Genomic DNA, 22,594 nt, shown 5'->3' on the forward strand with positions numbered 1-22,594 from the left:
CTGCGGGTGAATTAGCCATAACTTTGACTATTAACACGCCATTATTTTCATCCACAGTTAAACCACTGTTGGGATCTGAGTTGAGACGTTGCTTTAATTCAGGTGTGATACCCACCATTTGAATTCCAATTTACGATTTTTTAGTATTTTTAAGCAAGATATAGGAATAATTAAAGGCCAGAAAATAGTAGTGATTAGAGACATTACAAAAGATAAAAATTTATCTTCCGGAGTAGATGCTGGATGACGCAGGGAAAACCTTAACCAATTGATCAAAAAATAGCAAGTCATTAAGAAATAACTAATCACTAAAGTAAATTGGATCTTATTCACTTTTGCACTCCTTCGATTATGTGAAATCCAGCAACACTGTCTGTCTTAAAGTTGTTAGTATAGTTGGTACAGTAGACAAAGATATGTGTGTAAATAGGCTGTCATAATTTAATAACTTTGATGCTGACTATACATTTCTTCACTCAATTAAGGTTAATTACATACTAAAGCCACTTTAAACAGGATTATTACTGAATTTAATACCTAAAAAATGAGGATAGCAATTATACATATAAATGTTAATTAACTATTCTCACATTGGTATAGCACACATCTCAGAGATGTGGCAAATAAAATGCAGCATTGGCTACCTTAGAAACTGTTTAAGCTAAAGTTGGGAATTGGACGAAGTGCGATAACCATAGCCCACATGAGAATCCTTTTGAATATGTTGTTTGATACTGTCAAAATCTATGAAGTAATCAGCCACATCAATCAGGTTATCGCTTGTCATTGTTTGCAGACCTATCACTTCTACCCTTGATCCCAAGCTGGTGACGGCATTAACGGCATAAGCTAAATCTCCGTCTCCACTGACTAAGACAGCAGTATCATAGTAGGGAGCAAGGGTAATCATATCAACGGCAATTTCTACATTCAGATTGGGTTTTTTGCCATTTTCTGCAACTGCAAGTATATCTTTTGTTACTACACGATAACCATTGCGACGCATCCATAACAAAAATCCTTGCTGTTTTTCTTTGCTGGTATCGACTCCAGTATAAAAGAAAGCACGCAATAAGCGAGAACTTTGAGTTAAACGACAAAGCAATTTCACATAGTCAATTTCAATGCCTAGTTGCAAGGCAGCGTGAAAAAGGTTTAATCCATCAATGAAAATTGCTACTCGACCCCGATTGCTATCATCCCCAATGTTCATATTATTGATCGTCTCTTGTGGCTTGATTTCTCGACCTTTAGGTGTAGTTTTTATAGTGGGAGGGCCTTGCCAATGTGGTTTTTCTTTAAGTTCTTTATATTCGTTTGTTGTTTTGCTAAGATTAGTAAAATTCATTGATACCTCTGGATTTTAAAGTGGGGATGTATTTGATAAATTGCTAATACTAGTATAGTATGTGCTAATTTCATAACCGTAGTAATAAACGTAGCCAAAATTTGTTTCCAGACATTATTTGCAAATAAACTTAACTCCTGGGGTCTGTGCCATATATTCAAACAAAGTAACAGCTGAGAGTAGATACCACAATATTAGTAAAAGGTTGGCTGATTTTGAGGATAAAACCCTAACATAATCCATATTTTACCAGTATTTTAGCCACCTGATTGCAGAGAGGCAAAATTCTCATCTGCCTCAATCTGTTTGCTCGGAAATGTTAAAAAATTATGATCTTTTCAGGTGGAAGTTACTTGAGTGTTTTGGGTGTTTGCTGTAAATGCCGGACTCAAGCCTTGTACGGTGAGAACAGAGCAATGAGCATGATGTAAAACGTAATTACTGACGCTGCCTAAAAAAACTTCACTGATGCCAGTACGTCCCCTGCGACCGACAATAATTAAGTCAGATGCCCAACTGAGAGCTAATTCACAAATAATGCGACCAGCATCACCTATACTTTGGGTAAAATCAGTTTTAACACCTGAATTAAGTGCTGTTTGAGTGAGCGATCGCATCCAATCTAGTCTCTCTTGTTTGAGCTTATCCCAAGCTTGTAAATATTGATTGATGGTTTCAGTATGCAAAGTAGGATAGATTGTTTCTGGTTGCAAAAATATAGGATTGATATAAGGATCTTCTAAGGGAGATAAAACGTGCAGCAACATCATTTCTGCCTGATTTGTTTTGGCTAAAAATAAAGCTTGTTCAAAAATACACTGACTTGCTGGGGAGTTGTCTAGAGCCACTAAAATTTTGTGAAACATATAGCTATCCAATTTGATTTGTAAATTTATTCGTTGAGAGGGAATAGGGAATAGGGAAAAAGAGAGTAGATGTTTCAGGAGTACCGAGTACCGAGTACCGAGTACCGAGTACCGAGTAACCCCATAACTAAAGTTAGGTGATTGAAACAAGGAAGCATTATTTCTCGTGCTTTGCCTCTGGAAATAAATATTTTTCCTGCTTCAATGAATGAATTCAGGGGCTTTAGACCGATTTGTGCTGAGTTCTCAACAGGTATCTCACTCATTACTCATTACTCATTACTCATTACTCGTTACTCAGCACTCAGCACTATTTCGGTCAGTAATTTTCTCAAAACCTACATAGTATTCCTCTAGTTAATATTCCTGGGGAAGTAAATAAAATCTATAACCTATTGTGGTTTTGATATAGCGGAGGCTGAACTATATTGGCCATATTAATCTAATTGTTTGAGAAATGTAATTTTATTCTAACTTTGGCAATAAATATGAATGCAGTTGTAAATTGGAATTAATCTATTGATAGAGACTAGTGTTAGCAGTAATGGCAAGAAGTAAGCATTTTTTCTTCATTTTAAATGGTCAGGATTCCCAAACTCTAATCTAAATTCCCCAATTAGTACCAGAAGGTGATAGTGATGGTGATCAGATTTTGTAACCGCACTGAAGCAGGACAGATATTGGCGCAATATTTAACAGCTTATGCTAACAAAGACAACTTATTAGTATTAGCTTTGCCTCGTGGGGGTGTACCGGTGGCTTTTGAAGTAGCCACAGCCTTAAATGCCCCTTTAGATGTCTGTATAGTCAGAAAATTGGGTGTACCAGGTCATAAAGAATTGGCAATGGGGGCAATTGCTTCTGGAGGAGTAGGGGTGCTAAATTACGATGTCATTCATACTTTGGGAATAGACAAAGAGACAATTCAGGTAGTTGCTGCTGAGGAATTGCCAGAATTACAGCGACGCGATCGCACTTACCGGGGTGATGCTCCTCCTTTGAATGTTAAAAATAAAACGGTAATTTTAATAGATGACGGTATTGCTACTGGCTCAACCATGCGTGCTGCGATCGCCCTCCTCAAACAACAACAGCCTAAAAGTATTGTTGTAGCCGTTCCAGTGGCACCAGCAAGCACTTACAAAGAGTTGCAGTTAGAAGTAGATGAAATAGTATGTTTGCAAACTCCAGAAGAAATGTCTGCTATTGGAATGTGGTATCAAGACTTTTCCCAAACTACCGATGAGGAAGTACGCGAACTCTTAACCCAGGTTAAATTTTAGATTTTAGATTTTAGATTTTGGATTTTAGATTTTAGATTTTGGATTTTAGATTTTGAATTTTATAGATTTTAAATTGCTGTTTTACCTTGATAATTCCCTATTATCTGTAACCTGTCACCTGTCACCTGTCACCTGTCACCTGTAACCTGTAACCTGTCACCTGTCACCTGTCACCTATTCCCTAAAAGGCTAAAGCAATGAATACTAAAGAATCATGGAATGTTGTAGAACAAATAGTTACCGTTGAGTTAGGACTCGTGCGACTAAAAGGAGAATTAGTCATACCACCAGAAGCTCAGGGAATAGTTGTCTTTGCTCATTGCAGTGGAAGTAGTCGTTACAGTAACCGTAACCATTACTTGGCTCATTTAATGCGTCAGCAAGAAGGACTAGCAACTATGTTAATTGATTTGCTGACGGAAGAAGAGGATACAATTGACCAGCGCACCCAGCATTTTCGTTGTGACATTAGCTTTCTTACTTCCAGGTTAATTAGCGTGACAGAATGGTTATTTGCAAACCGTATTACTCGTCATTTAAAAGTTGGTTACTTTGGTGTTAATAGAGGTAGTGGTGCAGCATTTTTAGCGGCATTAGCTTGTCCCATGAGTGTGGGAGCGATAGTTTGTCGCAGTGGGTATACTGATTTGGTAAGTGAGAGCCTTTCTTCTGTCCAGACTCCAACTTTGCTGATTGTTGGTGGCAACGATTGTTCTATAATTGCCATGAATGAAGATGCACTAACAGAAATTTCCACCCAACATAAGCAATTAGAGATTATTCCGGGAGCAAGTCACAAGTTTAGCGAACCGGGAGCGATGGAAGAAGTAGCCAGATTAGCAAGTCAATGGTTCAAATGTTATCTGACACCTTATGATCAAAGGGAATTGAATTTACACGCCATGCCGTTATAGTTTCTGTATATCAACGCGCATCACCAATCAAAATAAAAGCTGACCAGTAGAAAGGATGAGGATAGTCTTTAATCAATTTTAGTTTAGCTTGACGCAGGGCTTCACCTTTGCTCTTACCTTGCTGCAAATTTTGATAAAATGCCACCATTAACACTTGTGTTGACTTGTCTTCAACAGCCCATAAACTGCCCATCACAGCTTCAGCACCAGCACGCTCAAAAATGTAGGCAATTCCCGTTAAACCTTGTTCATTTTCACTGGTTTGATTAGCAGTTTGACAGGCACTCAAGGTTAATAATTTAGTGCCTTTTAATCCCAATAATGCTGCATCAGCAATCTTAAATTGAGTATCAGCAAATAACAAAGTATTATTTTTTAATTGAATTTTTTTGCAGTCTTGGTTTTGAAAACAACCATGAGTAGCTAAATGCAGAAAAGGAAAGCGGAATGATTGAGTTTTGAATTTTTCTAAAGTCGCATTCTTGTGGATATAAATATCACTTGCTGGTATCAACTGTTTGATATTTTTAACTTCTGTTTCCGCACCAGGCAAATGTTGGGGAGGGCGGGGAACAGGATTACCAAAAGCTAAGACCGATAGTTTTTTATTATTATTAATTGTCTGATTGTTGCTGTTAGTTTGTAAAGTACGAGGAGAAATGCGTGTCAGGTAGTTGACGGGATATTTTGCAATCAGGAATTTATTTGTTTTGCTATCATAAAGTGTTTCAAAAGGCAGACGGCGTAAATTACCAGTAGGAATAATGCTCAATTGTTGGGGAGATAAGGCTTGAATTTTGGCTTCGATGGGACGAATAAGTAAATCATAAAGTGGTTGACTTCCCGTTTCAATATATTCACTATTACTTTCGTCATTTAACTGCTGCAAATATTGGTTGAGGATTTTGTTAAAATTGGTTTTAGGGTCAAGTTTTTGTTTAACAACACTTAAATTATTTTGAGTGATGATAAAAATTGCCAAAGAATTATTGAGTAAAACTGGTTGCACTACTACCGTACCAGCAGGAATAGAAGATTTGAGCTTTTGGATATCTGCGGGGTTAGATTCTAATAGTTCCGCGACTTCTGGAAATTGACGAGATATGTCTTCAGCGTCTTTGTAAATTTTGGCTTCTAATTCACGAATTTGTTGAGATAAAATCGGATCTTCTTCATCCTGCAATTTTTGTCTTTGGGATTCTAAACTTTGATTTTGCTGATTCCATTGATCTAGTTTTATTTGAGCTTGAGGATTTGCAACTTTAGCATTAATCAGACGAGAATAATCAGCAAGTTCAGCAGTAGAGAACAGGTTCACCCACTCAAACGCCTGAGCTTCCTGTTTATTATCAATCAAAGCCTCAACCAAAAAGTTCCCAGACCAATCATATTGTTGCAGAAACTTTTGTCGATTTTCTCGCTGCAAGCCCTGACGCATTTGTAAGAAAATTTGAGATGATTCTTGCAAATTCCGAACAGCTAAAGGTAATTGATTTCTATCTTGATACAATACGCCGATATTACCTAAAGTTATAGCTTCACCTGAGCGATCGCCCACTGCCCGATACATGGGTAAAGCTAGGTTGTAGAACTCCAGTGCTTTCTGCTTTTCTCCTAAATCGTCGTAGACAGCGCCAATATTATTGAGGGTGTTAGCTTCACCTGAGCGATCGCCCACTGCCCGTCTCATGGGTAAAGCTTGGTTGTAGAACTCCAGTGCTTTCTGCTTTTCTCCTAAATCGTCGTAGACAGCGCCAATATTATTGAGGGTGTTAGCTTCACCTGAGCGATCGCCCACTGCCCGTCTCAGGGGTAAAGCTTGGTTGTAGAACTCCAGTGCTTTCTGCTTTTCTCCTAATGAGTCGTAGACAAGGCCAATATTATTGAGGGTGGTAGCTTCACCAGAGCGATCGCCCACTGCCCGTCTCAGGGGTAATGCTTGGTTGTAGAACTCCAGTGCTTTCTGCTTTTCTCCTAATGAGGAGTAGACAGCGCCAATATTACTGAGGGTGACAGCTTCACCTGAGCGATCGCCCACTGCCCGATACATGGGTAAAGCTTGGTTGTAGAAATCCAGTGCTTTCTGCTTTTCTCCTAATGAGTCGTAGACACCGCCAATATTATTGAGGGTTCTAGCTTCACCAGAGCGATCGCCCACTGCCCGTAACAGGGGTAAAGCTTGGTTGTAGAACTCCAGTGCTTTCTGCTTTTCCCCTAATGAGGAGTAGCAAAAACCTAGCCATGCTAGTACATCCGCTTCTAGTTGTTTGTTTTGCAATTGACGGGCAAGAATCAGCACCTGTTGAAACATGGGTATTGCTTGCCGATATTCTTGTTGCTGTGCCAGTTGTCTTCCTTTTTCCATCAACTGTTCCGCTTGTTTATCTAGGGAAACTTGAGCTTGTCCCCAACTAGGTTGAGCAATAAGTGTGAATGATAAAGGCGTGATAGTTAAGCTTAGTAATAAAATTTGACTAATAATGTTTTTCATCAGCAATAGCACTCCTAAACCCCTACTGACTCCTGACTCCTGATAGCGTAGCTTGGCGTAAGCCATATTCTGCTGTATTAATATGGTGTCGCCACAATGTTGATTGTGCTTTGTTGCAGATTAAACTGGAGTTCATCAACTACATAAGCCCTGTTTCTAGCTACTGACCGAATCCCTTGTAACCGCGCTGGTGATACAGCAGGGGGTTTCAAAATCACCTCTGCTTGTCCTTTGGTCGCATCTTTGATACTAAAACTATTCAGAGAAATACCACCCCAATTGACTGGTTTAGCTTCACGGCGTTCTCTTTCACCGCGAATTATTGCATCTCCATTACTTCTATAAGCTATGGAACCATTTTTAAAACTGACTTTTTCAACTTGCTGGAGAGGAATTGAGGTTTTCTTGTTGCTTCGCATTATCCAGAGCTTTTTTTGTTGAATATCAATCTCCACTACCCTCCCACTACTGGATTTACCTCCTTTGAGCCAAATTTTAGCTTCTTCTGGTAATGCAACAGCAAGTTTGAGTTCCTCTGCGTTGGTTTGGACTTGCTTGGTTGGGACTTGGGCTGACAAAAAGTTATGTGTTGTTGTATTTTTAGCGGTTACAGCTTGGGTATATGGTTGCAGAGATACTATAGCTAATAAGGTAACAAATGATATATTTAGCCAGCTTTTCATAGCTTTAAAAGGCGTATTTTTACGGTTTATTATCTATAATTTAGCAAAAAATGATATAATCACGCAATAAGCTGGAGTATTAAAATAATTTATGTTATTTTTAGCGTTTTCTGCCAATTTGGAGTAAGAGAGTGAATCAGACTCCTGAAAATAGCCAAGAACCTAATATTTTAGGTAAGTTTGCCAGTGTAGTTGGTTTATTAAGTATTGGTTTGTTTTTTGCTGGGTGGATTGATCGTTGGTCGTACTTTTCTTTTTTCCAGTTAGAATTAACTACTCTCGATTTCCCGACTGAATCTTTTTTATTTGTACCGTTACAGATATTTTTAGGAAATAGTCGGTCAATATTATTGACTATACTGACTTTGATTTTGACTATTTTGGCTATTCAACTCACATTATGGTTGATTAGGGTAGCAAGTGAAGTAGTGATTAAAAGATATGTTAGGAGTTTTTTGGAGAAAATTATTCAACACAATCAACGTAAGAAATTATGGATAAATAAACAAATTAAGTCTTTTGCTACATTTATTTTGGTGCAAGTCAATGCTCAATATTCTCAAAGATTTGTGCGTTCATTAATTAATGAACTTTTGATAGTAGCTTGGATATTAATTGTCATATTTTGGATGGCTAAATGGCAAGGGTTTATAGATGCTAGACGGGATGCTGGGGTCAATTCAACTTTGCCTGTAGTGACAATAATTGCCCCTGATGATAAATTTGCGCTAGGGAGACAATTGGATGATGAATTTATAGATCCATCTTTAAAGGGTTATAGATTTATTGGTGATAAAGGTTTATTTGAAGATATCCAAGGTAAAGAAGATACGGATATTAGTAATGACAAAAAACCGAGAGTCTGGCGTTTACTGTTAGAACGTAATGGCTGGATATATGTTTTTACTAATTTACCTGATAATGCCCAATTAAATCAGCGTCCTTTGGTATTAGCGGTGCAAATAACTGATAAAGGCAATTTAATTATTCGTAGTCCAGAAGTTTCTCGACCTAAATCTCCTTAATATTAAGCCTCTATCTATCCAAATTCCAGCCTAAGAGGATTGGCAATTAACTTGTTATTCTAGGATCATGAGAATCATGGACTGTTGCTGTATAGGAATTATCAATATTTTCTCTTTCTTGTAAACGGCTTTCTTCTGCCTGTCTAATCTCGGTTTCTAGAAAGAAATTTAATAGAGTTCTTAAAAGTACGATCGCTCCCAAGTTTAAAATATCCTGGCGTGTTGGCGCAACTGCTGTCCTGAGTATGTCACTAGCCACGGTAAATTCTAATCCCAAAACTAAAACCCGCCCCAATTTGAGGCGAATTGATTCAGTGGCGTTAAAACTTTGTTGGGAACGGGAAAATAGCTGGCGGATATAAGCTAAGATACTTTGAAAAACTGCACTACCAATCACTACTGCGGCAGCAATTTCTGTTCCTGCTGCTAAATAACCAACAATCAATTTCAACCATACTTCTAACGGACTTTTTGATATTGCTTCTGTCTGACTGCGTTCAACGTTGAGGCTTAACAAGAGAATTAAACCAAAAATTAATGCCACAGGCAGTAGAATATTAACGAAAGAATTGCCTAAAGGCTGTCGTTTCATATCATCATATATTTAGTATATCAATATACTTTTAATGATTTCTGTATAGAAGTTACATCGTTCTCTTGATGGAAAAAGATGATCAAGCCTTTGCTGCTTTCTGTTTTTACCAATCAACCTGATTTTTGCTGCTTTAAAGGAGATGGCTGTGACTAAATTTTTATTCGTAACGGATTTGGATCATACCTTTGTAGATCATACCTCTGGATGTGAGGACAAAGCACGGATAGAGTTAAGCGATCGCTTGCAACGTCATCGTCAACAACATGGTACAAAGCTAGTTTACTCCACCGGGCGATCGCCTACTCTGTATCAAGAACTCCAACAGGAAAAAAATCTCTTTTCACCAGATGCCCTTGTTCTCTCTGTGGGAACGGAAATCTATCTTGATGGCAGTGCAACAACTGATCCAGAATGGGACAGTGTTCTCTCCGCAGGATGGAATCGGGATAAAATATTAGCTGTAACAAAGAAGTTTCCTGAATTAGAACCGCAACCAGACTCAGAACAGCGTCCCTTTAAAGTCAGTTTTTTCGTCCAGGAAGAAGCTTTGAGCGTACTACCACAACTTCAGGCAGAGTTAGAAAATCGTAACTTAAGTATAAAGTTAATTTATAGTGGGGGTATAGACCTTGACATTTTACCTCTTACCAGCGATAAAGGTCAAGCAATGCAGTTTCTACGCCGCAAGTGGAAATTTGCAGCCGAGCAAACAGTTGTTTGTGGCGATTCAGGTAATGATATTGCTTTATTCGCTGTAGGTAACGAACGGGGAATCATTGTCGGGAATGCTCAAAAAGAGTTACTCCAATGGCATAACCAGAATCCTGCTGCACACCGTTACCTCGCACAAAACTTTTATGCTGCGGGGATTATGGAAGGATTATATTATTTTGGTTTCTTGTCATGATTAGCTATCTTAAAGGTATAGTCGCTGGTGTCCAAGCAATTAACTCTAATCGTGTCATTTTGACCTTAGAAGTAAATGGCATGGGTTACGATTTGCAAATTCCGCAACGTCTGGCCAACCAATTAACAAATACTGGCGATGTGGTACAAATTTTTACCCATTACCAGATTCGGGAAGAAGTTCCTTTGCTGTATGGTTTTTCTTCTCCAGCGGAACGAGATTTATTTCGTCATTTATTGAGTGTGACTGGTATTGGTGCAGCTTTAGCGATCGCACTTTTGGACACTTTGGAATTACCAGAGTTAGTCCAAGCGATTATTGCTGCTAATACCCAAATTTTAATTCAAGCGCCTGGTGTGGGCAAAAAGACCGCTGAACGCATCTGTTTAGAACTGAAAAGCAAGTTGATTGAATGGCGCAAATCAGCAGGCTTCTTCGTGGCTACAGGTGGTCCTGCACCCGGAATATTGGAAGAAGTACAAATGACTCTCTTTGCTTTGGGATATACTGCCCATGAAGTCAGTCATGCTTTGCACGTAGTTAGCGAAGATATCGGTTTACCCAAAGATGCCTATGTAGAAGATTGGATTAAACAAGCGATCGCTCATCTTAGCAGTGCCGAAGTAATTCATAATTCGTAATTCGTAATTCGTAATTAAGAATTGGAACGGAGAAAGTGATAGTTAGTAATTGCTGAGTAATGAATCAAAATCCTTATGCTTGGATAGAGGAATCTTTACAAACTATACATCGGGCTGACTGGTATCGTTCCGTCAAAACTATTGACAGTCGTCCCGGTGCAAAAGTGATGTTATCTGGGCAAAAGGTAATTAATTTCGCCAGTAATGATTATCTGGGATTAGCAGCAGATGAACGCTTACAAAAAGCCGCAATCACCGCTATTCAGGAACATGGAACTGGTAGCACAGGTTCTAGATTACTCAGTGGGCATCGACAATTACACAGGGAATTAGAGCAAATGCTCTCATCTACCAAACAAACGGAAGATGCCGTAGTATTTAGTTCAGGGTACTTAGCAAATTTAGGTGCAATTACTGCCATAGTTGGCAAGCGAGACTTAATATTCTCAGATCAATATAATCATTCCAGCTTAAAAAACGGGGCAATTTTGAGCGGTGCGAAAGTAATAGAATATCCCCATTGTGATATAGCTAAATTAACAGAAAAATTACATCAAGAAAGGCGAAATTATCGTCGCTGTTTAATAATTACTGATAGCGTCTTTAGCATGGATGGTGATTTATGTCCTTTACCAGAATTATTAGATTTAGCTGAAGAATTTAGCTGTATGCTATTAATTGATGAAGCACACGCCACCGGAGTTATGGGTAACAATGGTGCTGGTTGTGCAGAATATTTCGGTTGTACAGGTAGAGAATTAATTCAAATCGGTACATTAAGTAAAGCCTTGGGCAGTTTAGGGGGATATGTAGCTGGAAGTAACGCCCTGATTGACTTTTTACGCAATCGCGCCCCAAGTTGGATTTACACTACCGCCCTTTCACCAGCAGACACAGCAGCAGCTTTAGCAGCTTTGAAAATAGTCCAACAAGAACCGGAACGTCGTCAGCAATTGTGGCAGAATGTAGATTATTTAACACAGTTAATTAAAGAAAATTTACCTAATTTAAAATTACTACCTACAGAATCTCCGATATTATGTTTGCAACTACCTGATGCAGCTACAGCATTAAAAGCAGCACAACATTTAAAAGAAACGGGAATTTTTGCCCCCGCAATTCGTCCTCCTACAGTGAGTACCAGTCGGATTAGAATATCAATCATGGCCACCCATGAAAGAGGACATATTGATAAATTAGTTGATGCTTTAAAAGCAATGCAAGTATAGGAGGTGACAGGTGACAGGTGACAGGTGACAGAAGTAAGAATTGAGTTTTTGACCCTACACCCCATACACCCATACACCCATACACCCATACACCCTATCTTCACAGCTTCTGCAACAACTCCTGAGTTAATTGCATAAATGCCTTAGAACCCGCTGTATTAGGACTCAGTAAAGAAACAGGCATAAAACTATCCACTGCTTTAGCAACATTGACATCAACAGGAATTTGAGCTTTACAGATTTTATCCACACCAAAATCTTCAACTACTCGGTGCATTACCTGTTTATAGTATCTGCCATTTAAGAGATTAGCACTGGACATACTAAAGACAATTCCTAACATTTGGATATTAATCTTCGCTTCGTGTTCGTGGCTGTCTTTTAATTGGGCAATGCGTCTTTCTAATAATTGAATACCCACTACAGATAATGGTTCTGGTTTAGCAGGAAGAATGTAAAAATCACTTGTGGCTAAAGCACTGCGAGTCATCAAATTATAACCAGGAGCGCAATCTAAAAGAATAAAATCATATTCATCACGCACTGGTTTTAAAATATCCCGAATTAGGACTCTTTCAAAGCGATTCCAAATAGTTTCAAAATCATTTTCTCCCAAGGCTACAGATTGATGATGCAGCATTTCGGAAACGACAAATTCATCATATAAGTCGATATCTCCAGGGAGCATATCCAATCCTGGCAGCTTACAGACTTGAGTGTGAATAATGTCATGAATATTTAATTTAGCTTCTGGTTCTGGGTTAATAATTTCATCTATCAAATATCTAAAAGTCTTTCTTTGTTTACGACGTTTGGCAAACTCCACTGGTGACATTAAGCTGAGTGTGGCACTAATTTGGCTATCTAAATCTAAGACAAGTACCTTTTTACCATAATTTTTCGCTAAACAGGTGGCTAAGTTAACGGTGAGGGTGGTTTTTCCCACACCACCTTTCATATTTGCAGTTGCAATTACGTATCCCATTTTTATTTCCTCTGCTGACGCATTCCCATCAAGGTTGCGTACATATTATCTAACAGATTGAAACTTTGGCTAATTTAGTCTTTTGATGGATGCGGAAATGTGCTTAAAGCTATCTTTTCTGGTTTTAGGCAGTTAGATTATATAGCAATCCTGCCCAGAACGCCGATTTCAGAGGAAAATCAGAAATATTACTGCTGGTACTTATACGTAATTTAACCGCAATTCCTTTAATTTTAACATAATTTGTACAGAGAAAGGATCATGAGCTATTTACGTAAAAATACTAAGTTTATTGACTTTTTCCTACAGAAATTTAAGTAAACTTTATAACTGTACAAGCTTAGGTTATGACATAATTAATCGTGTAGTGAAATTTCCATAATGATTTTTATTCTTTAGAGGTAAAAAACCTTGCTTTTTAACCCTGAACTGTGCCGTAACGAAAGTGAAGTTGAAAGTAAACTCATCGTTCAATATTTGCTACCGCAGTTAGGTTATACCCCTGATACATGGCATCAAGAAGTTGCCGTTGGTAGCATTCGCTTGGATTTTTTAGCATTTGCAGTCCAAGTAATTCCTTTTGTGCTAAATGCTGACTCACCCCTGAGTGTAGTAATGGAGGCAAAAAGTCCAAAGCAAAATTTAAATCATCATGTTTTACGACTACGGCATTATTTAACTAGTTTGAATGTGCGCTTTGGGTTATTAACTAATGGCAAGGAAATCAGAATTTATCAGAAATTAGGAAATGATATTGAGTTGGTTTTTCGATGTGATGGTAATGATGTGAAGGCAAAGATAGAGGAGATTAGAAGTTTAATTGGTCGAGAAAGTCTGAAGAATAGGCAGTTTATTGATAGGTTAGAAGTTCAAGTATCAAAGGTAGAATCTAAGCAGGAGCATTCTATGAAGACAATTGCAATTTATCATCATAAGGGCGGCGTTGGTAAAACGACTGTTGCTGTTAATTTAGCAGCGGCTTTGAGTAATCAAGGTAAAAAAGTTCTCTTAATTGATATAGATGCTCAAGCCAATACTACATTTGCTACAGGATTAATAAAATTTGAATTTGAAGATGATGATGATTTAAAAGAACGCAATGTTTTTCATTTGCTGATCGCAGGTGAAGATAAATCATTTTCTATAGCTGATATTGTTAGAAAATCAAATGGTTTTGATTCGACAGAAATAGATGTTATTCCTTCACATATTAGTTTAATAGAACGGCAAAAAGATTTAACTGCTATGTCACATATCAGTACAACTAGATTAGCTAAAAAATTAGCATTGGTAGATGATAAATATGATATCGTAATCATAGACACTCCTCCATCATTGGACTTATATGCTTTAGTTTCCTTGACTGCTGCTGACTACTTAATTATTCCTTCTGATTTGAAACCATTTTCTAACCAAGGTTTGATCAGCGTCAAAAATTTTGTCAAAACACAGATTAACGAAACTAAGGAAAATATGGGAAAAGCGCCTATTAAAATTATGGGTGTTCTGCCATCAAAAATTTCTAGTAATAATCAATATCTTAAACATACTTTTCCACGTCATAGAGATTTAATTCCAGAACGATATAACCTGCCATTGATGGATAACATGATCACAGAGAGAGCAGCCTTATCCCATTGTGTTAACAAACATCTGATTGTAGGAAATTTGGAAATTCCCGATCCTAAATCAATTTTTGAATTTGCTAAATATGAATCATCAGCTAGTCAATCAGCATTTGAGTTTGAGTCTTTAGCTTTAGAAGTAATTAGAAAGATGGAGATATAGTTGTGAGCAAGTTTTCAATTGTGGAAATTGATGGTGTAACTTCAAATATTCCTCGTTCTGAATTTGATGAAGCTGATTTAGATATTCTTGCTGATTCAATATTAGAGTCAGGAGGAATATTGAAACCCTTATTACTCAAAAAAATTGGTTTTGAGAAATATGAAGTAATTGGTGGACATTTTGAATACTACGCTGCTGTGAGAGCTAGGGAAAAAAATCCTAACAGGGGAGAAATTGTTAATGCCTTTATCATCCCTGCTGAAAAAGATGATGCTGTATTAAATCAAGTTGCATTCCTGAAAGGGTTAGATTCTCCTGAAAAAATAGTACCACCAGATGAAAAAACTGAAATTGGTAAATTACTTGTTCAAAACAAGCAAATTTATGCAATGCTCAACCAACTCATTTCTAGTTTACAGACAAATGTACAAAATATACAAAAAGCAGATGCTGAAGAAAGACTCGAATCACTGGAAAACAAAATAGAGCATCTTACATCAGTTGTTGAAACATTAACTATGCTTGTTAAGCAGGTTATAGACAAGCCACAACCGCAGAAATTAAATTTAGTAACAGCAACAGATGAAGAAATTACGAATGATTTAAGCAACGTAGGTGCAACACCTAAACAAATAAAAGCTGCATTAAAAGCAATTCGTTATTGGCAGCAACCGAATAAAAATTTAACTTGGGCAAATCTTTACATATCAACTAAAAAAGGTGAACATAAGGTTGATGACTTTGCAGATAGGACTTACCAAAAACTAAAACAGATTGGAGAAATAAGAACACAATAGTTAACCCCTTCTTCCTTTTCTTCCTTCGTGTTCTTCGCGTCTTCGTGGTTCATTTAATCCATATTTTTTGTTGAAAAAGGAAGAAAACAAAGATATTTCATTGTCAACATAACCCGCCCAGAACTGATAGCATAGCGTGGCGTTAGCCATAGTTCCGATGCTCATAGCCAAAGTCCATTAAAACGGACTAAATTAATCCTCAACAGTCGGTTTTAACCGACTTTCGCTATTAGGCTCAGAATTCATTCTGAGACAGGTTTGATAATAACGAAATAACCCTTTACGTCTTTGCGCGAAACACCTTTTGTCTTTGCTGCATCAAAACAATTACTTCTTAGGAAACAAACTAACTACGATTTCGATCCTCCTTGAGGATCAATAACCTTAATCTTTGAATCAAATAGTAAGCGATCGCCCAAATCTAGACAAATTTTATTGTTATTGTAAAAATAATTTCAAAAACTGTTCTTAAGTATAATTTATGCTATAATTAGCACATCAAGCCAATAGAAAAATCAACAGTGAAAACATCTTCAATTCGCACCTTATTTATCACCAAAGAAGTACCTTACCCAACTACCACAGGAGTAAGTTTACGCACCTGGCAAAACATCAATATTATGATGAAGTTTGGACAAGTTGGTGTTTTTTCAGCTTCTAACTGGGAACCTAAAAATAGTTCTTTGCCAGGAGTTAGTATTTGGAAACATTGCAATGTTGCGGAACAGCGAACAAGCTGGGAGAAATTCAACACTCGCCTCTGGTGGTTTAATCAAAGTCGTCATTCAGATGCAGACTGGACTTATTCCCAAACTGCTGCTGAAGAATTAAACACACTACTAACAGAATTTAAACCAGATTTAGTGATAATTGAAGAAGTTTGGCTATACCCTTATTTGAGTGTGGTTAAGCGCCATAAATGTCAAATTATCCTTGATAACTTGAATATAGAAGCATCGCTTTGGGAGCAAACACACCAGACAGTCAAGGGACTCAAGGCAAAATTTAAAGCGAACATAGAGCTAAATCATCTTAAATTTATAGAGAAAGACTTTAGCAATCAAGCTCACCAAATTTGGGTATGTAGTCAGGATGATGCTAGTTTGTTAAGACAACTTTATGGACAAGTTTCACCGACTCAAGTCATCTTTAATGGCATCAATGTTTTCAATTATGACTCTGTACGTTCTGGTGAATGTAGTCCACCTCCAGAATTACCAAATAAAAGCCGTAATATCCTTTTTTTGGGTCAATTGTCATACGCACCTAATACTGTAGCTGCTGAATTATTAATTAATCAAATTTATCCCCGACTCAAACAACTTTATCCAGATAGCCATTTACTGCTTGTAGGACGCAAACCCACTCAATTTATGTTAGAAGCTGCCAAAAAAGAACCGGGAATAATTGTGACTGGCAGCATACCCGATGTTAAACCTTATTTAGCTGCTGCTAGTGTGATGGTTGTACCCTTACTTCAAGGTGGAGGTACACGCTTGAAAATTGTCGAAGCTTTTGCTGCTGGTTGTCCTGTTATTAGTACAGCTAAAGGTGCAGAAGGAATTAAAGCAATTGATGGAGAACATCTATTAATTAGAAACGAAGTTGAAGAAATAGTTCAAGGAATTTGTCAACTTTGGTCAGACCCTAATTTAGCAGATAAATTAGCCCATTCTGCCTATGAATTAGTACAGGCAGAATACTCTTGGGAAGCAGTTGGAAACAAAGTTAATTTAGCCGTCCAGGAGTTATTTTCAGGTAAGGATTCATGATTAAGAATTCAGAGTAATTTTTTTGAATAAATCGAGAGTTTCTTTTACCATTCTTTCCTCAGAAAATTCATTTACCCGTAGTAGAGACTTTTGTGACATTTCTTGCATAGCATCAGGATGCTGAATTGCCCAGCGAATAGCTTCTAGTAGTTTAGGACTATTTCCTGTAGGAAATAACAAGCCATTTTCTCTATCTGTAATTAACTCAGGTATACTGGACGAATCTGAAGCAATAACAGGCAAGTTGTGCGCCATTGCTTCAATAATAGAAAATGGCAAACCTTCAAGATGAGAAGGAAAAATAAAAAGATCAGCAGCCTTTAATAATCTATGAACATCAGCACGGTGTCCTAATAATAAAACTTTATTTTCTAGATTGTTTTCTTGGAGTTTTTGGATTAAATATTGCTCCTGCTCACCTTTACCTACCCAGACAAATTTTATATCAGGGAATTCCTGAGTAATATGATCAATTATGGGAATAATATCACCATAACCTTTAACAGAAGATAACCGAGCCACGGTTAATAATATTCTGTGATTATCAGATAGTCCTAGTTCTTGACGTACTTGGCTACGTAGTTGAATAATATCTGCCAAATTAGTAAAAGTAAATGTGATTTTAGTTCCATTATATATTTTCAAAACTTGCTCTTTAGGAACTTTGAATAGCTCACACACTCGCTTTCTATTATATTCTGATACAGTTAGCCAATGCTGATTTCTATTTTTTGCCCAATGATAAGTTTTCAATCTAGACGTGCTAAATGAACCATTATGATCTAATAAGTGAAAGATAACCACTGTTGGAATATTCAGAACTGCACAAGCAAGTAACGTCCCCAGACAACGATACGGCCAGGGCATATTGACTTGAATAATATTTGGTTTGAGCTTAATTAATAGTGCGAGAGTTCTAGTAAAATGTGGTAGATGTTCTTTGAGAAATTTTAAATTTTTTCCTGTTACTTCAGAAATGTTTAATGGATGATAATGTAAATTATTTACAAGACAATCTTGAATTAATGAATTTGTCTCTTGAGTCTTTGGAAATGCTATATGTGCATCCCAACCGTTGATTTTAGCTTCTGTTGCAATTTTCAGAGCATATTCTTCTGTACCACCAAGTAAAGTAGAAGGAAAAACAACCAGTAATTTCATAGCTCTATTCTACTTAAGTTAATAAATTTAGATGTTTATTCACGGGTATTACGAAGATGTAAAATGGGAGCATCCCAAATGTGTAAATTTATGTTTATTTAACGAAATCAACGCTCCAAGGCTTTATATGATTGAACCGCAAAGGGCGCAAAGGACACAAAGGTAAGAGATTTTGGGAGATGTTTTAGTGATGCTGTGGTTATTTTTTCAAAATTGGGATGCTCCCAGTAAAATTAATTATATAATAGAATTTTTGCTTAATTAATATTACATAAAGGCAAACCAGATGAAATTTTAGACTTACATCCGGTTTTCAGATGTTTCTAAATATAAGTTATATCGCCATATAATAACTCACTGTTTGCCCTTGCGTCAACATCCCTAGTGGCAAAACATTTTTGGTTGGAATCACCACCTGAATAATTTACGATGCTTACTGCTCCAAACCTATATTTATTATCATTAAATTAAACCTTGGATAATACTGTTTTACAATTGCTATTTAGGGTTTGCTGAAAAAGTTATCTGTGAGGGCTAGGAGTTCAGGAGTTCAGGAGTATGGCTAACGCCACGCTTCGCTATCAGAAACCAAACCGGATTCCTATATCAAACAAAAAATTAACAATTCCTGCGTCTTGCTGTGCTAAACTATACAAAGTTTACTACAATTGTGGAATCTAACCACTGGTAGTATCGAAAATGCAAACAATTTCTTGTAAATCGTTGGAGTTATTGTAACAATAGGTTAATTATTTATGAGAATGTCATCAGTAGAACACGCCTTGAAAATATTTACAAAATACCAAATCAATCTGGAACACATTAATTGTATTGATGTGGGAGGAACTCCGAAAGTTTATTTGGAGGTCAATTCTAACAAAGTATTAAGTTGGCGGAGGCGTTTTAAAAATAAGATGTTAAGATTATTGAGGGAAACTGTTAAGCTACAAAAAGACGTTATTGTAACCGAAAATCCCTTAATAAAAATTATCCCAAATCTCCAATTTTTTGATAGGGGTTTTAATGCTAGTGTTATCAAAACAAGTAGTGATTTTGAAGCTGACTTTCTAGTTGATGCAAATATTGTTCCTATACTCGATTTGTTTGATTTAGTCGTTTCTTTTGATACTCTAGAACACATTAGTGATCCATTTACTTTTTGCTCCAATCTTGTTCGCATTGCTAAACCTGGAGCATATATTTATCTTCAGACAGTTTTTTCCTGGGAATATCACCCGTCTCCACAAGATTACTTTCGGTTTTCACCAGAAGGATTGCGTGAATGTTTTACTGATTCAACAGGTGAAATATTAGAATGTGATTGGGAAACTGAAGGAGTAAGTGTTTTTGCTTTTGTTCGTAAACCTTAAACAATAAATTAGATCGGTGGAATATGCTTTAAGAACTTTATTTTAGTGCTATTCCATATTTTTATTAATCTGATGAAAAATTAAATATTGCACTAATTTGTTTTTTTAGCATATTCTGAAACAGTCACCAAATGTTAATTTATGCTAATGAATGTGTTTTAGGAGCTTTTGGAAATGCTGTATATATATTCCATGCATTTATCTTAGCTGCTGTTGCAATTTTCAGAGCATATTCTTCTGTACACCACGTAAAGTAGAAGGAAAAACAACCAATAATTTCATAAGCCTACTTAGTTAATAAATAAGATACTTCAGCAAAAGGATATAAGCTAGATAAAAATGAGTTTTCAAATTCATCTGGGTTTTGAAGTGCCAAAGTAGTAAAAAATTTTCGTTTAAATGTTGTGCCTTTACTGTTATCCAGAAATACTTCTATTTTTTCAAATCCTTCTTCTCGAAAGCGATAATTTTTATATTCATAAGTATTTTTACAAAAATAATTCAGAGTTTTAATCGTAAAGCATCTAATATGAGTGGGGTCAATGTGCGCCCATGAAGAACGAAAATAAGGAGTATGAGCAATAAAAATACCTCCTGGTTTCAGAATTCGATGAACTTCATAAACCAAATCAATTATATTTTCAATATGTTCTAAAACTTGATTGGCATGAACAACTTCAAATTCTTCATCAGCTATTGGCAATGGCTGATTTAAATCAGCAACAATATCAACTCCTGGTAGATCGAGAAAGTCCATACCAACCGAATTAGCTAGTTTGTTCCGACCACAACCAATATCTAATACTTTTTTATTCAGTATTAAGTCGGTAGAAATTTTTTTATGCTGATATTTTTTCAATAACATTTGACATCACCTATTTTGTTGATTTAATTCAGAAATTTCTATAGACTCATAAATCTAAAGAACTTATATAAAATACATATTCCAGTTTTTGCTACCTAGTATGTATTCTAAGTTTTCATTTCTTTTACCCCTAGCTTTTCCAGGACTACCTGCAACTCTCGCATATGGTTCCCCTGGTTTCGTCACTACCGCCCCTCCTGCTACACCTCCCCCCTTGCCAATACGAACACCCGGTAAGATAATTGACCTGGTGCTGACCCAGGCATAATCTTCAATTGTAACTGCACCTGTTTTAATACCAAAGGTTGAACTTTGTACGTCATGTTGCATGGTCCCTATCATAACTTCCGAACAAATATTTACATTATTTCCTATTGTTAAACGTACTCTTCCATCTAAATAACAGTTATGACCTATTGTTGTTCCTGAACCTATAGTGATATTGCAGGGATTTAAGATAAATCCACCTAAAAATATCATGCTATATTCCCCTATTTGCATCTTGAAAAAATGTCTGAGAACAAATTGTCTAATGCTTCTCAAAGGCAATCGCATCAAGTAATATAGAAAAATGTACTGAAAACTAGATATAAAGGTTTGTTTAATTTTTCTAAGATTATCAATTACTATTTTCATAAATATCAAGATATCCCAGTAAGGTAACAGTTGTTTTTCGTATTTTGAAAAGAAAGACTTATAATTACTATTGTAAAATATATGTAACCATGAAGGTATCAGTATTCAGCAAATGGCTACGCTAACAGCTTTTCAAAGGTTACGCCAAAAATCACACTAGTGATATTCTACGGTTTTCTTAAATATTCTGACTTCTGACTCCTGACTCCTGAATTCTTACAAATATATCATATTAAACACTTGCTTCTCGCACCTGCTCAGTATAATCCTTCGGACGCACCCGACGAAAAACCAGCAAAGCCCACATCCGTAAACTGATAGGTAAATAAGATAGCATCAAACCAAACATGATTTTTTTATCACTCCCCAAAACTTGACTTGATGCCTGTAAAAGTTTTCTTCCCTCCACACTATCACCTTTTTCAATTAATCTTAAACCCAAAGCTTGCTGAGTTACCGCTAACTTGTGCGATCGCAATTTTTCCACCTCTTCATCATCAAACTTATAACTATCAATACAAAAAACCTTTGCTTTCAGAAAATGCAGATTTTGTTTTAAACTAGTCTGTCCACCATGAAAGCGATATTCCATCAAAAACTCCGGTAAAAAATATCCTTGTTTACCTGCAATAGCCAACCTTACCAACAAATCAAAATCCTCACATCCGTCAGCTTGCGGACGCATAAAATCAACTTCTAATAAACAATCTCGCCGAAATAAAGTAGAACCAACTTGTAAACTTTGGTTGATAAAAGTTTCTCTAATTAAATCAGGAATTATACCTCTCAGCTTATCCTTTCCCCACTTTTGAGAATTTTCCTGAGTCGCAGATTCAATTCTTTCATGATTTTGATTAATAATCCAATGATTTGTACACACAAAATCTACACTGGAATTGTCATCCAAAACCGCCACAGTTTTCTCTAAAAATTCAGGAGTAATTGCATCATCATCATCAAATTTAATAAAATAACTTCCACAAGCAGCTTCAAACCCAGAACGCATATTCCGACTCCGACCACCATTCACAGGTTGTCTGATATAGCGAATTCTTGAATCATCCCATTTACTGACTATTTCCCCAGTATGATCTGTAGAACCATCATCACAAATAATTAATTCAAAATCTGTGTAAGTTTGAGACAATACACTATTCACAGCATAAGGAAGCAAATTTGCTCGGTTATAAGTAGGAATACAGACACTAACTTTAGGCATAAGATGTAAAAAGTTGTTA

At 36.6% G+C, this 22,594-nt stretch carries 22 protein-coding genes and 1 pseudogene; 10 read left to right on the forward strand and 13 right to left on the reverse strand.

All coding sequences use genetic code 11. The annotated features are described in order from the left end of the window. The 4 genes and pseudogenes from A0J48_RS18960 to A0J48_RS18970 all read right to left on the reverse strand — a co-directional run. Positions 1 to 130, reverse strand: a pseudogene (locus A0J48_RS18960) (serine protease); the annotation flags it as partial. Further along, positions 94 to 333: a hypothetical protein gene (locus A0J48_RS27145; protein ID WP_325078894.1), complete on the reverse strand. Its 240-nt coding sequence runs from the start codon at positions 331 to 333 to the stop codon at positions 94 to 96. The gene A0J48_RS27145 and the pseudogene A0J48_RS18960, both read right to left, overlap by 37 nt. Before the next feature lie 328 nt (positions 334 to 661). Then, entirely contained in the window at positions 662 to 1,348 is a 687-nt protein-coding gene (locus A0J48_RS18965; protein WP_200325792.1) for a LabA-like NYN domain-containing protein, read from the reverse strand. A gap of 338 nt (positions 1,349 to 1,686) precedes the next feature. Continuing rightward, on the reverse strand, positions 1,687 to 2,214 hold the full coding sequence (locus tag A0J48_RS18970; protein ID WP_200325794.1) for a universal stress protein: 528 nt from the start codon (positions 2,212 to 2,214) through the stop codon (positions 1,687 to 1,689). A gap of 638 nt (positions 2,215 to 2,852) precedes the next feature. Here A0J48_RS18970 and A0J48_RS18975 point away from each other — a divergent pair. After that, entirely contained in the window at positions 2,853 to 3,497 is a 645-nt protein-coding gene (locus A0J48_RS18975; RefSeq protein WP_200325796.1) for a phosphoribosyltransferase, read from the forward strand. Positions 3,498 to 3,694: 197 nt separating this feature from the next. Next, positions 3,695 to 4,411, forward strand: coding sequence for a dienelactone hydrolase family protein (locus tag A0J48_RS18980; protein WP_200325798.1), 717 nt, complete (start codon positions 3,695 to 3,697; stop codon positions 4,409 to 4,411). Between the two features lie 10 nt (positions 4,412 to 4,421). On the opposite strand, the gene A0J48_RS18985 is transcribed toward A0J48_RS18980, so the two are convergent. Together A0J48_RS18985 and A0J48_RS18990 are read right to left on the reverse strand one after the other, a co-directional pair. Beyond that, positions 4,422 to 6,968: a CHAT domain-containing protein gene (locus A0J48_RS18985; RefSeq protein ID WP_234301018.1), complete on the reverse strand. Its 2,547-nt coding sequence runs from the start codon at positions 6,966 to 6,968 to the stop codon at positions 4,422 to 4,424. An 11-nt stretch (positions 6,969 to 6,979) separates the two neighbouring features. Next, a complete protein-coding gene (locus A0J48_RS18990) occupies positions 6,980 to 7,585 on the reverse strand; it encodes a hypothetical protein (RefSeq protein WP_200325800.1) in 606 nt (201 codons plus the stop codon). 131 nt (positions 7,586 to 7,716) lie between these two features. Here A0J48_RS18990 and A0J48_RS18995 point away from each other — a divergent pair, with 131 nt between their 5' ends. After that, on the forward strand, positions 7,717 to 8,610 hold the full coding sequence (locus A0J48_RS18995) for a hypothetical protein (RefSeq protein ID WP_200325802.1): 894 nt from the start codon (positions 7,717 to 7,719) through the stop codon (positions 8,608 to 8,610). A 46-nt stretch (positions 8,611 to 8,656) separates the two neighbouring features. Here A0J48_RS18995 and A0J48_RS19000 read toward each other — a convergent pair whose 3' ends face one another. Continuing rightward, on the reverse strand, positions 8,657 to 9,202 hold the full coding sequence (locus tag A0J48_RS19000; RefSeq protein WP_200325804.1) for a DUF1622 domain-containing protein: 546 nt from the start codon (positions 9,200 to 9,202) through the stop codon (positions 8,657 to 8,659). Positions 9,203 to 9,350: 148 nt separating this feature from the next. On the opposite strand from A0J48_RS19000, the gene A0J48_RS19005 reads away from it, so the two are divergent. The 3 genes from A0J48_RS19005 to bioF are packed head-to-tail and all read left to right on the forward strand — an operon-like array spanning position 9,351 to position 11,982. Beyond that, positions 9,351 to 10,112: a sucrose-phosphate phosphatase gene (locus tag A0J48_RS19005; protein ID WP_200325807.1), complete on the forward strand. Its 762-nt coding sequence runs from the start codon at positions 9,351 to 9,353 to the stop codon at positions 10,110 to 10,112. Further along, complete coding sequence (gene ruvA / locus A0J48_RS19010) at positions 10,109 to 10,753, forward strand: Holliday junction branch migration protein RuvA (RefSeq protein WP_200325809.1); 645 nt, start codon at positions 10,109 to 10,111, stop codon at positions 10,751 to 10,753. The genes A0J48_RS19005 and ruvA overlap by 4 nt, the downstream gene beginning before the upstream one ends. 59 nt (positions 10,754 to 10,812) lie before the next feature. After that, positions 10,813 to 11,982, forward strand: coding sequence for an 8-amino-7-oxononanoate synthase (gene bioF / locus A0J48_RS19015; RefSeq protein ID WP_200325811.1), 1,170 nt, complete (start codon positions 10,813 to 10,815; stop codon positions 11,980 to 11,982). A 100-nt stretch (positions 11,983 to 12,082) separates the two neighbouring features. On the opposite strand, the gene A0J48_RS19020 is transcribed toward bioF, so the two are convergent. Beyond that, positions 12,083 to 12,967 carry a ParA family protein gene (locus A0J48_RS19020; protein ID WP_200325813.1) on the reverse strand — a complete coding sequence of 295 codons (885 nt, stop codon included), beginning with the start codon at positions 12,965 to 12,967 and terminating at the stop codon, positions 12,083 to 12,085. A gap of 411 nt (positions 12,968 to 13,378) precedes the next feature. On the opposite strand from A0J48_RS19020, the gene A0J48_RS19025 reads away from it, so the two are divergent. Beyond that, positions 13,379 to 14,755, forward strand: a complete 1,377-nt coding sequence (locus tag A0J48_RS19025) for an AAA family ATPase (RefSeq protein WP_200325815.1) — start codon at positions 13,379 to 13,381, stop codon at positions 14,753 to 14,755. 20 nt (positions 14,756 to 14,775) lie between these two features. Next, the gene (locus A0J48_RS19030; RefSeq protein ID WP_200325817.1) at positions 14,776 to 15,552 is read left to right on the forward strand and encodes a ParB N-terminal domain-containing protein; all 777 of its coding nucleotides are present in this window, start codon (positions 14,776 to 14,778) and stop codon (positions 15,550 to 15,552) included. Here A0J48_RS19030 and A0J48_RS19035 read toward each other — a convergent pair whose 3' ends face one another. Then, a complete protein-coding gene (locus A0J48_RS19035) occupies positions 15,553 to 15,702 on the reverse strand; it encodes a hypothetical protein (RefSeq protein ID WP_200325819.1) in 150 nt (49 codons plus the stop codon). It lies immediately after the preceding gene. Positions 15,703 to 16,073: 371 nt separating this feature from the next. Between A0J48_RS19035 and A0J48_RS19040 the strand changes: the two genes are divergently transcribed. Continuing rightward, complete coding sequence (locus tag A0J48_RS19040) at positions 16,074 to 17,324, forward strand: glycosyltransferase family 4 protein (protein WP_200325821.1); 1,251 nt, start codon at positions 16,074 to 16,076, stop codon at positions 17,322 to 17,324. Here A0J48_RS19040 and A0J48_RS19045 read toward each other — a convergent pair whose 3' ends face one another. Next, the gene (locus A0J48_RS19045; RefSeq protein ID WP_200325823.1) at positions 17,325 to 18,485 is read right to left on the reverse strand and encodes a glycosyltransferase family 4 protein; all 1,161 of its coding nucleotides are present in this window, start codon (positions 18,483 to 18,485) and stop codon (positions 17,325 to 17,327) included. It lies immediately after the preceding gene. A 782-nt stretch (positions 18,486 to 19,267) separates the two neighbouring features. Between A0J48_RS19045 and A0J48_RS19050 the strand changes: the two genes are divergently transcribed. Beyond that, positions 19,268 to 19,855: a class I SAM-dependent methyltransferase gene (locus tag A0J48_RS19050; protein WP_200325825.1), complete on the forward strand. Its 588-nt coding sequence runs from the start codon at positions 19,268 to 19,270 to the stop codon at positions 19,853 to 19,855. Positions 19,856 to 20,141: 286 nt separating this feature from the next. Here A0J48_RS19050 and A0J48_RS19055 read toward each other — a convergent pair whose 3' ends face one another. From A0J48_RS19055 to A0J48_RS19065, 3 genes are all read right to left on the reverse strand, one after another. Continuing rightward, a complete protein-coding gene (locus tag A0J48_RS19055; RefSeq protein ID WP_200325827.1) occupies positions 20,142 to 20,720 on the reverse strand; it encodes a class I SAM-dependent methyltransferase in 579 nt (192 codons plus the stop codon). 63 nt (positions 20,721 to 20,783) lie between these two features. Continuing rightward, a complete protein-coding gene (locus A0J48_RS19060) occupies positions 20,784 to 21,356 on the reverse strand; it encodes an acyltransferase (protein ID WP_200325829.1) in 573 nt (190 codons plus the stop codon). Between the two features lie 232 nt (positions 21,357 to 21,588). Next, positions 21,589 to 22,575 carry a glycosyltransferase family 2 protein gene (locus tag A0J48_RS19065; RefSeq protein WP_200325831.1) on the reverse strand — a complete coding sequence of 329 codons (987 nt, stop codon included), beginning with the start codon at positions 22,573 to 22,575 and terminating at the stop codon, positions 21,589 to 21,591. Between the last annotated feature and the right edge of the window lie 19 nt (positions 22,576 to 22,594).

Source organism: Sphaerospermopsis aphanizomenoides BCCUSP55 (assembly GCF_001586785.1).
GTDB lineage: Bacteria > Cyanobacteriota > Cyanobacteriia > Cyanobacteriales > Nostocaceae > Sphaerospermopsis_A > Sphaerospermopsis_A aphanizomenoides_A.

Bases quoted from the DNA above. Each gene is read 5' to 3' on its own strand.
- A0J48_RS18965 (WP_200325792.1), bottom strand. From the start codon at position 1,348: ATGAATTTTACTAATCTTAGCAAAACAACAAACGAATATAAAGAACTT.
- A0J48_RS18970 (WP_200325794.1), bottom strand. From the start codon at position 2,214: ATGTTTCACAAAATTTTAGTGGCTCTAGACAACTCCCCAGCAAGTCAG.
- A0J48_RS18975 (WP_200325796.1), top strand. From the start codon at position 2,853: ATGGTGATCAGATTTTGTAACCGCACTGAAGCAGGACAGATATTGGCG.
- A0J48_RS18980 (WP_200325798.1), top strand. From the start codon at position 3,695: ATGAATACTAAAGAATCATGGAATGTTGTAGAACAAATAGTTACCGTT.
- A0J48_RS18985 (WP_234301018.1), bottom strand. From the start codon at position 6,968: ATGGCTTACGCCAAGCTACGCTATCAGGAGTCAGGAGTCAGTAGGGGT.
- A0J48_RS18990 (WP_200325800.1), bottom strand. From the start codon at position 7,585: ATGAAAAGCTGGCTAAATATATCATTTGTTACCTTATTAGCTATAGTA.
- A0J48_RS19000 (WP_200325804.1), bottom strand. From the start codon at position 9,202: ATGAAACGACAGCCTTTAGGCAATTCTTTCGTTAATATTCTACTGCCT.
- ruvA (WP_200325809.1), top strand. From the start codon at position 10,109: ATGATTAGCTATCTTAAAGGTATAGTCGCTGGTGTCCAAGCAATTAAC.
- bioF (WP_200325811.1), top strand. From the start codon at position 10,813: ATGAATCAAAATCCTTATGCTTGGATAGAGGAATCTTTACAAACTATA.
- A0J48_RS19020 (WP_200325813.1), bottom strand. From the start codon at position 12,967: ATGGGATACGTAATTGCAACTGCAAATATGAAAGGTGGTGTGGGAAAA.
- A0J48_RS19035 (WP_200325819.1), bottom strand. From the start codon at position 15,702: ATGGCTAACGCCACGCTATGCTATCAGTTCTGGGCGGGTTATGTTGAC.
- A0J48_RS19045 (WP_200325823.1), bottom strand. From the start codon at position 18,485: ATGAAATTACTGGTTGTTTTTCCTTCTACTTTACTTGGTGGTACAGAA.
- A0J48_RS19055 (WP_200325827.1), bottom strand. From the start codon at position 20,720: ATGTTATTGAAAAAATATCAGCATAAAAAAATTTCTACCGACTTAATA.
- A0J48_RS19060 (WP_200325829.1), bottom strand. From the start codon at position 21,356: ATGAAAATAGTAATTGATAATCTTAGAAAAATTAAACAAACCTTTATA.
- A0J48_RS19065 (WP_200325831.1), bottom strand. From the start codon at position 22,575: ATGCCTAAAGTTAGTGTCTGTATTCCTACTTATAACCGAGCAAATTTG.